At 74.7% G+C, this 10234-nt stretch carries 8 protein-coding genes and 1 pseudogene; 5 read left to right on the top strand and 4 right to left on the bottom strand.

Features of this window, described 5'->3' with window-relative positions; all coding sequences use genetic code 11:
• On the bottom strand, positions 1–600 hold a 600-nt coding region (locus MCAG_RS33440), incomplete at its 3' end, for a PRC and DUF2382 domain-containing protein (protein ID WP_198141505.1).
• 523 nt (positions 601–1123) lie between these two features.
• On the bottom strand, positions 1124–1714 hold the full coding sequence (locus MCAG_RS05160) for an HAD family phosphatase (protein ID WP_007071915.1): 591 nt from the start codon (positions 1712–1714) through the stop codon (positions 1124–1126).
• A 129-nt stretch (positions 1715–1843) separates the two neighbouring features.
• On the opposite strand from MCAG_RS05160, the gene wrbA reads away from it, so the two are divergent.
• Positions 1844–2464, top strand: a complete 621-nt coding sequence (gene wrbA / locus MCAG_RS05155) for an NAD(P)H:quinone oxidoreductase (protein ID WP_007071914.1) — start codon at positions 1844–1846, stop codon at positions 2462–2464.
• 72 nt (positions 2465–2536) lie between these two features.
• On the opposite strand, the gene MCAG_RS05150 is transcribed toward wrbA, so the two are convergent.
• A complete protein-coding gene (locus tag MCAG_RS05150; RefSeq protein ID WP_007071913.1) occupies positions 2537–4489 on the bottom strand; it encodes a chorismate-binding protein in 1953 nt (650 codons plus the stop codon).
• Positions 4490–4771: 282 nt separating this feature from the next.
• Here MCAG_RS05150 and MCAG_RS05145 point away from each other — a divergent pair, with 282 nt between their 5' ends.
• From MCAG_RS05145 to MCAG_RS05135, 4 genes and pseudogenes are all read left to right on the top strand, one after another.
• Positions 4772–6184 (top strand): FGGY family carbohydrate kinase, encoded by a 1413-nt coding sequence (locus tag MCAG_RS05145; protein WP_007071912.1) that lies wholly within the window; start codon positions 4772–4774, stop codon positions 6182–6184.
• A 214-nt stretch (positions 6185–6398) separates the two neighbouring features.
• A pseudogene (locus MCAG_RS35615) lies at positions 6399–6893 on the top strand (nitrate- and nitrite sensing domain-containing protein); the annotation flags it as partial.
• A gap of 154 nt (positions 6894–7047) precedes the next feature.
• The gene (locus MCAG_RS05140; RefSeq protein WP_007071911.1) at positions 7048–8874 is read left to right on the top strand and encodes a nitrate- and nitrite sensing domain-containing protein; all 1827 of its coding nucleotides are present in this window, start codon (positions 7048–7050) and stop codon (positions 8872–8874) included.
• Positions 8875–8879: 5 nt separating this feature from the next.
• Complete coding sequence (locus tag MCAG_RS05135; RefSeq protein WP_007071910.1) at positions 8880–9299, top strand: roadblock/LC7 domain-containing protein; 420 nt, start codon at positions 8880–8882, stop codon at positions 9297–9299.
• 102 nt (positions 9300–9401) lie between these two features.
• Here MCAG_RS05135 and MCAG_RS05130 read toward each other — a convergent pair.
• Positions 9402–10234 (bottom strand): glycoside hydrolase family 1 protein (locus MCAG_RS05130; RefSeq protein WP_036372404.1); only part of this gene is annotated, 833 nt, incomplete at its 5' end.

The raw sequence follows: 10234 nt of genomic DNA, 5'->3' as shown, positions 1-10234 counted from the left end.
GGCGCGCAGCAGCATCTCCTGCTGCTCGTCGCCGATCTCGGCCCGCGCCCGCCGGTCGCCCGGCGCGATCGGCTCGCGCTCGACGCGCACCTCGTCGTGCTCCACGGGAACGGTGGTGTGCACGTCCTCGGTGACGACGTGCTTGCGCAGCCTGGCGGCTCCGGCCGGCTCGCTCTCGGTGCCCACCAGCAGCCGCTCCTCCGAGCGGGTTATCTCCGGTCCCTCCGGGCGTCGGGTCGTGCGCTGCTGCGCCGGGCCCTGCTGCGGGGCCTGCGCGCCGGGCTGCTGGAGCTGGTAGTGCGCGTAGAGCTGGGTGAGCTGCTGGGCATCCAGCGGCTCGTCGGTGCCCGTCTCCACGCTGGGCGCACCGCGCACCGTCGCCTTGTCGTACGGCAGGCTCAGCTTCCCCTGCTGCATCCGGGCCGACTGGAGCGGGGCCATCGACTCGTGGTGGCCCATCACGCCGGTCTTCACGCTGACCCAGGTAGCCTCACCGGCCGGGTCGGCCCACACCTGGCCCACGCTGCCGATTTTCGCGCCCGAGCGGTCCTGGACATCCTGCCCATACAGCGAACGGATCTGCTGCTCGTTCAGTCGCACTGGCTCGTCCTTCCTCTCGTGGGTCACGGGGTGGCTACCCGAACGGCTCGGGAAGCATTCAGGGGCACGATCGTGGATAGCAGCAGGACCGGCGGTGCGAGCGGGCGGGCGGACAGTTCCCGGCCAGGGTGGGCCTCGTGCTCCGTCAGTCACCGGAATCCGGTGTGTCACCCCCGCTGCGGGAGTGCGGCTCGCTGCCCGGTGTGGTCGAAGCCGACGACCAGACGGGGCCGGTGCACACCGGGCCGACGCCGATCCGGCAGCGGAACTCGACCGGCTGCTGGATGCCCTGCTCGGCTGAACCGGTCGAAGGCGGGACCTCGTCGGGGGCGGTTTCTGTCCCCTGATCGCGCTACGCCGGCCTCGTCGCCGACGGAGCGCGATCCCCCGTTCAGGTCGACCGGCGAGGGGCGGCGGCACGAGCCACCGGCGCCGGTCCGATCAGGATGGCGCTTGTCGACCCGGACGGGCCCGGTAAGCCGTGGAACTTGCGCAAATCTTGAGCGAGCCGCCCGGCGGTGGGTCAGCCGCGCCGGGGCTGCGGGACGCGCACCGAGGCCATGCCCGCGGCGGTGGCGGCCTGAATGCCCAGGTCGGCGTCCTCGAAGACGAGGCAGTCGCCCGGCGGTACGCCGAGCAGCCGGGCGGCGAGCAGGAACGCCTCCGGGTCGGGCTTGGGCCGGGCGTAGTCGCCGGCGCAGACCAGCGCGTCGAACCGGTCGAGGATGCCGAGCGCGCCGAGGGACGCGGTGACGGATTCGCGGGTGCTGCCGGAGACCACGGCGAAGGGCACCCGCCCATGGGCGTCGTCGATGTGCCGCAGGACCCCCGGCACGCCGACCGCCGTCGGAAGTAGCTCCTGGTAGAGCGCCTCCCGGCGGGCGGCGACGGCGTCCACCGGCATCGCCAGGCCGTGCCGGGCGTTGAGGTCGGCGACGATGTCGGCCACCGGCCGCCCGGCCCAGGCGTAGAAGAGGTCCTCGGGCAGGTCGCAGCCCCACTCGTCGAGGGCCCGCTGCCAGGCGGTGTGGTGCTGGGGCATCGAGTCGACGATGGTGCCGTCGCAGTCGAACAGGTACGCCCGGAACTCGCCGTCCGGCAGGGGCAGGATCACCGCACCAGGTTATAGCGCGCCCGAACTGCGGCTTCACCCGCTCCGGGGCCCGGCAGGGCCGTCCACCGAAGTTTGACGCCGCAACCAACGGGTAGTCGCCGAAGCTGACCCGAGAACGAGGAGGACCTGATGGCAGGCCGGATCAAGGTCGCGGTGATCTACTACAGCGCGACCGGCATCACGTATCAGATGGCGCAGGCCGCGTGCGAGGCCGCCGGCGAGGCCGGCGCGGAGGTCCGGCTGCGCAAGGTGCGTGAGCTGGCACCGGACGAGGCGATCCGGTCCAATTCGGGGTGGCAGGCGCACCGGCTCCAGACCCAGGACGTCATGGAGGCCGAGCCGGACGACCTGTCCTGGGCCGATGTGGTGATCTTCGGTTCCCCCACCCGGTACGGCATGATCGCCGCGCAGCTCAAGCAGTTCATCGACACCACCGGCCCGCTCTGGGCGCGGGGCGCGCTGGCGAACAAGGTCTACTCCGCGTTCACCTCGGCGGCGACCGTGCACGGCGGGCAGGAGTCAACGCTGCTGTCGCTGTTCACGGTCTTCTACCACTGGGGCGGCATCGTGGTCACCCCCGGCTACACCGATCCGAGCCAGTTCGTCGCCGGGAACCCGTACGGCGCCTCGCACACCAGCAACAACGGCGAGATCCCGCCGGACCACGTGGCGCTGGCCGCCACCGCGCTGACCGCGAAGCGGGCGGTGGAGATCGGCGCGGCGCTGAAGCGGGGCGTGACGACCGGCTGACCCACCGGCCCGGGCGGCCGGCGGTGCCGGCGGGGGCTTCCGACCCGTCCGCACCGCCGGTCGCCGGCATCCCTACCCTTGATCGACGGGTTCATGCGTCAGCCCCGCCGCCACGGCGCGCGCGGTGGCCGGGGAACGGCCCGGCGGCACCGACAACAGGTGGCCCAGCAGATCGGCCAGGACCGCCAGGCCGTCGCGGCTGAGCACCGACTCGGGGTGGAACTGCACCCCGGCGAAGCCGGGCCCGCGCAGCGCGTGCACCGCGTGGTCGACCGGGTCGCGGGACAGCTCCACCGGCCCGTACGCGCTGGCCACCCGGTCGGCGGTGGCGAGGGCCGTGAACGTGGAGTAGAACCCCACCCGACGGCTGGTGCCGAACACCGAGATGTCGCGCTGCACCCCCTGGTACGGCGCGTCGCGGCGGTGCAGTCGCAGCCCCAGCAGCCCGGCCAGGAGCTGGTGGCCCAGGCACACCGCGAGGGTCGGCGCGCCGGCCGCGAGCCGCCGGGCGAGCAGCCCGCGCAGGGCGGCCATCTTCGGCTGGTCCACCGCCCTCGGGTCGCCCGGGCCAGGGCCGGCGATCACCAGGTCGTACGCGTCGTCGCCCGGTCGGGAGTGCCACGGGGCCACCTCGACGGCCAGCCCGAGGGCGCGTAGCTGGTGGGCGAGCATGCCGGTGAAGGTGTCCTCCCCGTCGACGATCAGCGTCCGGCGGCCGGCCAGCCCGGGCAGCGCCACCGCGCCCGGGGGGCGCTGGTCCAGCCAGAACCGGGCCAGCGGGGCGTTGCGGGTGGCCAGCGCGGCGCGTACCTGCGGGTCGTCGGCCAGCCTCGGCACCGGTCCCGGCCCGGGGTCGGGGGCGTCCGGGCGCAAGCCGAGGGCGGCCAGCACTCCGGCGGCCTTGGCGTGGGTCTCGGCCACCTCCCCCTCCGGCGTGGAGTGGCGTACCAGGGTCGCCCCGACCGGCACCCGCAGCTGCCCGGCGGGGGAGATCTCCGCCGTGCGGATCAGGATCGGCGCGTCAAGCGTCTGCCGGCCGGCCTCGTCGCGGCCCAGCAGGGCCAGCACCCCGGCGTAGTAGCGCCGCCCCGCGCGCTCGTGTCGGGCGATGACCCGGCAGGCGTTCTCCATCGGGCTGCCGGTGACCGTCGGCGCGAACATCGTCTCCCGCAGCACCTCCCGCACGTCCAGGCCGCTCTGCCCAACGAGCAGGTACTCGGTGTGCGCCAGGTGGGACATCTCCTTGAGGTACGGGCCGACGACCTGCCCGCCGCGCTCGGCGACGGTGGCCATCATCTTCAGCTCCTCGTCGAGCACCATGTACAGCTCGTCGACCTCCTTAGGGTCGGTGAGGAAGCGCAGCAGCGCCGCGCTGTCCGCAGCCCCGCCGTGCCGGAAGGTGCCGCTGATCGGGTTCATCATGACCAGGCCGTCGTCGACGCTGACGTGCCGCTCGGGGCTGGCCCCGACCAGGATCCTGGTGCCGGTGTACACCACGAACGTCCAGTACGCGCCGCGCTCGCGCAGCAGCAGCCGGCGCAGCGCGGCCAGGGCGGCGACCAGCGGGGCGCCCTGCACGGCGGCCCGCATGGTGCGGTGGATGACGAAGTTCGCGCCCTCGCCCCGGCCGATCTCCTCGGCGAGCACCCGGGCGACGGTGTCGGCGTACTCGGCATCGGCGATGTCGAAGCCGGCGTCGGTGGTCACCACCGGGGCGTCGGGCAGGGCGGCCAGGACGTCGGCCAGCGGCAACCGGACGTGCGCGGCGATCTGGAGGCACTCCAGCGGGGCGCCGTCGTCGACGCACGCGAACCCCCGCTCGGTGACCTGCCGGTACGGCACCAGCGCGAGCGTGCGCGGCCCGGCCGGCCCGTCGGGCAGCGGGACGTCGGCGAGCCGGTCGACGACGCGTACGGTGCCGGTGAAGAGCTCCAGGTGGTCGGTGCCCTCGCGGCGGACGAGCGCGAAGGGGCCGGGGTCGACGCCATCGGCGACGGCGGCGAGCAGGTCGTGCGGGCGGGTCATCGGGGTCTCCTGGTGGGGCCGGGCGGCGCCGTCGGGGGCGGCCCTGGGCCGGGGAGAAACCGGCGACCGCCTCGTGGGGCGGCCGCGTGGGAAGCTACGCGCGGGGGTGGGCCGCCGGGTCGGCGGGCCACCAGCAGGTCGGGTGCGCGGGCATGTCGTCACCCTACGCGCGCCGCCGTCGACCGGGAAACCGATCCCGGGGTACGGGATCAGCCTGCCAGCCACCTGCGGCGACGTCGACCGCCGGGCCGGCGCGGCGCCCGCCGGGTACGGTGATCGACGATGGATATCCTCGCCCTCGACCTGGGCACCTCCTCGGTGCGCGGCCTCGTGCTGGGGCCGGACGCCGTGCCGCGTCCCGGTGCCCTCGCCCGCCGGAAGGTGCGCGTGACGGTCGACGACGACGGCGCGGGGACGCTGGACGCCCCGACCTACCTGGCCTGCCTCGCCGAGTGCCTGGACGAACTGGCCGCCGGCGGTCACCTGCGCGACGTCGGGTTGGTCGCCACCAGCGCCCAGTGGCACTCGGTGCTGCCGACCGACCGCGCCGGTGAGCCGCTGGGACCGGTGCTCACCTGGCTCGACACCCGTCCCGAGCCCCCGGCGGGAGCGACCGGCCCGGCCGACGAGGCCGCGTTCCACCAGCGCACCGGCACCTGGTGGCACCGCTGCTACTGGTCGGTTCGGCTGCCCTGGCTGCGCGAGCGCGCCTCGACCCCGCCCGCCCGGTTCGTCGGCCTCGCCGAGTACGTGCTGGGCGGGCTGCTCGACGCGGCCCCGATGTCGGTGTCCCAGGCCTCCGGCACCGGCCTGCTCGACCTGCGCATCCTGACCTGGGACGCCGAGGCGTGCGAGCTGGCCGCCGCCGGCCCGGGGCAGCTTCCCGAGCTGGCGGGCGACGACTGGCGGGGGCGGCTGCGCCCCGAGTACGCCCGCCGCTGGCCGCAGCTCGCCGGCGTGGCCTGGGCGGCGCCGGTGGGCGACGGGGCCGCCTCGAACGTCGGCTCCGGCGCGGTGGACCCGGGCCGGGCCGCGGTGACGGTCGGCACCTCCTCCGCCGTCCGGCTGATCCAGACCGCGCCGGCCGGGGCGGAGCTGCCACCGCTGCCGGACCGGCTGTGGCGGTACCGGGTCGACCACGACCACGTGGTCACCGGGGCCGCGTACTCCTCCGGTGGGAACCTGTTCGCCTGGGCGGACCGCGCGCTGCGGCTGCCCCGGGGTGCCGCGCTGGACGCCGCGCTGGCCCGGATCCCCCCGGGCGGGGGCGTCGCGGCGGACCCGCACTTCGGTGGCGACCGGCCGCCCGGTCGGGCGCCGGCCGGGTCCGGGGGGCTGCGCGGGCTGGGCTTCGGCACCGGTGCGGTCGACATCTTCGCCGGCCTGATGTCCGGGGTCTGCCGGCTGGTCGCGGCGGACCTCGCCGAGCTGGAGTCCACCGTGGGCGGGCCGGTCGAGGTCGTGCTGGGCGGCGGGGCGGTGGCGGCCTCCGCGTGGTGGCGGGAGTCGTTCGCGGTCGTCCTCGCCCCCCGCCGGGTGTGTCACCACCCCGACCCGGAGGTCGGCGCGACGGGCGCGGCCCGGGTGGCGCTGCGCCGGCTGAACGCGTCGGTGCCGCTCGTGGACATCGGCCGGACGGATGAGGCGCCCTCACCGACCCCGTCAGGACCGCGCCACCCTCGGTATCCTTCCTGATCCCCAGCTCAGGTTGGCCCGTTGACAGGGCGATCCTGCCTGGTTGGATGGACCCCGCTGTCCGGTGCGGCGGATGCGAGGGACCTAGGAGGCACGTGTGGGCGCAGGTCCCGATCCGGCGCGAAGCGAGGTATCGAACCACCGTCGGCGTCGGTTCGGCGTCCGCGTCGTGCCGCACCGCCGGCGCTCGCCGCTGCGGCTGCGGGACTGGCGGATGGGGACCAAGCTCGCCACCGTTTTGGTAATCCCCTCCGTGGCGTTCCTGGTGCTGGCCGGCGTGCAGACGCAGGGCCTGGTCGGGCGGACCACCGAGCTGAGCGACTTCGCGCGGCAGGTGGGCATCGGGCGGGAGATCACCGCCGTGGTGCACCAGCTCCAGCAGGAGCGCGACCGTACCGCCGGTGAACTGGCCGAGCTGCGCCGCGGCGGGGGCGGCGGGGCCGCGCGGGACGCCGCCATCGTCGCGCTGAAGCCGGTGCAGACCAGCACCGACGCCGCCGTGCAGGAGCTGCGGCGGGCGGCCGGCCCGCTGGCCGACGCCGACGCCGCCTGGCGGGTCGCGTACTCCGCGGCGCTGGAGGCATACGACCAGGTCGTCTACATCCGTGCGGCGGTGCCCTCGGCGGTGCTGGCCAGCGACACCATCCTCAGCAACTACCACCGGGCCGTCACCGCCCTGCTGAACCTGCTCGCCCAGCCCTCGCCGGGGGAGGGCCGGCGGGCGCTCAACGACAGCGTGCTGCGCTACGTCCAGCTCGCCCCGGGTAAGGGAATCTCTCCTTCCCGCGTCCGCGCGGAGCTGTACCCCGCCGCGCCGCCCCGGTCGGTACGGTGTGGAGGACCCAGGTCGAAGCTGACCGACCTTGCGGGCCCAGCAGCTCACGGCCCTCGGCGCGTTCCGGGTCGCGGCCACCACCGACCAGATCCGCCGCTACGACGCCATCTCCGTGGACCCGGCGTTCACCACCGCCACCCGCCTGGAGGAGCAGAGCCTGCCCAGCGGCGGCGCGGAGGCCAGGGTGCTGCCCGCCCCGCAGTGGTGGGCGGCCAGCGAGCAGCGTCAGGAGTTGCTGCGGCAGTTGGAGACCAGCGTCGTCGACGACGCGGTGGGCCAGGCCGACGAGGCCAGCGCCGGCCAGCTCCGGACCACCCTGCTGGTGGCCGGCGGGATCGTCGCGGTGCTGCTGGTGGCCCTGCTGATCTCGGTGCTGGTCGGCCGGACGATCGCCCGCTCGATGCGGCTGCTGCGCGGCCAGGCGCTGCGGATCGCCCAGATCGAGCTGCCGGACGCCCTCGACCGGCTCCGCCAGGTCAACGGCGGGGTGCCCGACATCGAGGTGCCGGCGGCGGTGGTCCGCTCCCTCGACGAGGTCGGCGAGCTGGCCGAGGCGTTCGTCGCGGTGCACCGCAGCGCGGTCAGCGTCGCGGTGGAGCAGGCCACCATGCGCCGCAACGTCAACCTGATGTTCGTCAACCTCGCCCGGCGCAGTCAGGTCCTGGTGGAGCGGCAACTGGAGCTGCTCGACGGCCTGGAACGGGAGGAGGGCGACCCGGACCAGCTGGAGAACCTGTTCAAGCTCGACCACCTCGCCGCCCGGATGCGGCGCAACGACGAGAGCCTGCTGGTGCTCGCCGGCTGCGAGTCGACCCGGCGGTGGAACCGGCCGGTGGCACTGGCCGCGGTGCTGCTGGCCGCCAGCGCCGAGATCGAGCAGTACCAACGGGTACGCCACGAGCAGGTGGCCGACCTGTATGTCGTCGGGCACGTCATCGGGGACCTGGTGCACCTGTTCGCCGAGCTGCTGGAGAACGCCACCGCGTTCTCCCGGCCGGACACCACGGTGCTGGTCACCGCCCGGCGCGAGGGGTACGACGCGGTGGTGGAGATCGTCGACCGCGGATTGGGTATGAGCCCGGCCGCGCTCGCCGAGGCGAACGAGGTGCTGGTGACCCCGCCGGCCGCCGACGTCGCCGCGTCCGAACGGATGGGCCTGTTCGTGGTCAGCCATCTGGCCGCCCGACACGCGGTCGCGGTGCGCCTGCACTCCGGCCACGACGGGCTGGTGGCCCGGGTGCGGCTCCCGGCCCCCGTGCTCACCGCCGCGCCGCCGGTGCAGCTCGACTCGCCCGCGTCGCCGCGGATGCTGACCACCACGCTGACCAACCTGCCCCGGATCACCGCCCCCCTGGCCGAGGACCCGGTGCGGCAACCGGTGACCGGCGGTCCACCGCGCGGTGGCACCGGGGCCCCGGAGCCGGTGGAACTGCCGGTGGCGGGGCGCCGGCCGCGCAGGGTCACCGTGCCGACGCCGGGGCGGCCGATGCCGGTGCGGGCGGAGGACGTGCTCACCTCGGTCGCCGGACCGGCCGCCCCCACCGGGGGCGGCTGGTGGTCGCGGCAGGGCCCGGCGGCCGGCGCGGCGGCCGGCGAGGCCGCGCCGCCCACGGTGCCGGTGACTGGGGGCGTCAACGAGCGCGGCCTGCCGGTCCGGGTGCCGATGGCCCAGCTCGCCGCCCTGCCGCAGCCAACGCGGTCACGGGAGCCGACCCCGCGAACCGACCCGGACCCGGAGGCCGTGGGCGGCATGCTGAGCCGCCTCTACAGCGGCGTACGGCGGGCCGAGGCCGAGGAGACCACCGAGCTTTTCCTGCCGCCGGCCGGCGGGCGGACCGAAGGGGAACATCAATGATGACGTTGAGCCAGGAGGCGCGGGACGTGAGCTGGCTGGTCAGCGCGTTCGCGCAACGGGTGCCAGGGGTGGCGCACGCCATCGTGGTCTCCTCCGACGGGCTGCTGGTCGCCGTCTCCGACCACCTGCCGCGCGATCACGCCGACAAGCTGGCCGCGGTGACCTCGGGGCTGATGAGCATCACCGCCGGCGCGGCCCAGATGTTCGACGGCGACGTCGTCAAGCAGACCGTCGTGGAGATGGGCCGTGGCTACTTCCTGGTGATGCAGGTGCGCGACGGCTCGATCCTGGCCACCCTGGCCGCCGGGGACGCCGACATCGGTGTGGTCGGGTACGAGATGGCACGGCTGGCCAAGCAGGCCGGCGAGATGCTCACCCCGGCGCTGCGGGCCGAACTCCAGCAGGCGCTGCCCCCGCTGAGCTGAGCGCTCCGGGCCGGGCCGCCGGCCGTGGCGCGCCCGGCGGCCCGGGGCTCCCGCCGGGCTGATGCGGGTTCGCCGCACCCGCCCGACGGGGAGAACCGTCGATTACAGGCCGTTGGCCCGGATCACCTCGCGGTACCAGTGCGCGCTGCGCTTGAGCACCCGGCGCTGGGTCGGGTAGTCCACGTACACCAGGCCCCAGCGCTGGTCGTACCCCTCGGCCCACTCGAAGTTGTCCAGCAGCGACCAAACGTGGTAACTCTCCAGCGGCACCCCGTCGGAGACGGCCCGGTGCGCGGCGGCCATGTGCTCGCGCAGGAAGTCGATCCGGCCCGTGTCGTCGACGGTGCCGTCGGCGGAGAGGGTGTCCGCCTGCGGCAGGCCGTTCTCGGTGACGGTCAGCGGGAGAGGGCCGTAGTCCCGGGTCACCCGGGTCAGGATGTCGTACATGCCGTTGGGGTAGATCTGCTGCCAGTCCGCCTGTGAGGTGGGCCAGCGGGTGACCGTGCCCCCGGTGGGGGTCACGTAGTACGGGGTGTAGTACTGCACGGCGAGCAGGTCGACCGGCGAGGAGATGATCTCCAGGTCGCCGTCGACGATGCCCCGCGCGATCCGGCTGTCGGCCCCGAGGTCCGCCAGCACGTCGGCCGGGTAGCTGCCCTTGAGGATCGAGTCGAGGTAGAGGCGGTTCTCGTACCCGTCGTAGAGCTGGCTGGCGCGGGCCGCCTCGGCGCTGTCGTCGGCGGGGTAGCAGGGGTGCAGGTTGAGGGCGGGGCCGATCCGGGCGGCGCTGCCGGTGGCCCGCAGCGCGCGCACGGCCAGGCCGTGGGCAAGCTGAAGGTGGTGGGCGACCAGGTAGGCCGCCTGTGGGTCCTGGAAGCCGGGCGCGTGGTGGCCGTAGAGGTAGCCGTTCTGCACCACGGTCTTCGGCTCGTTGA

Origin of the sequence: Micromonospora sp. ATCC 39149 (assembly GCF_000158815.1) — a bacterium.
GTDB lineage: Bacteria > Actinomycetota > Actinomycetes > Mycobacteriales > Micromonosporaceae > Micromonospora.
The sequence above is the reverse complement of the archived record's forward strand: the minus strand, read 5'-3'. Positions and strand labels throughout refer to the sequence as shown.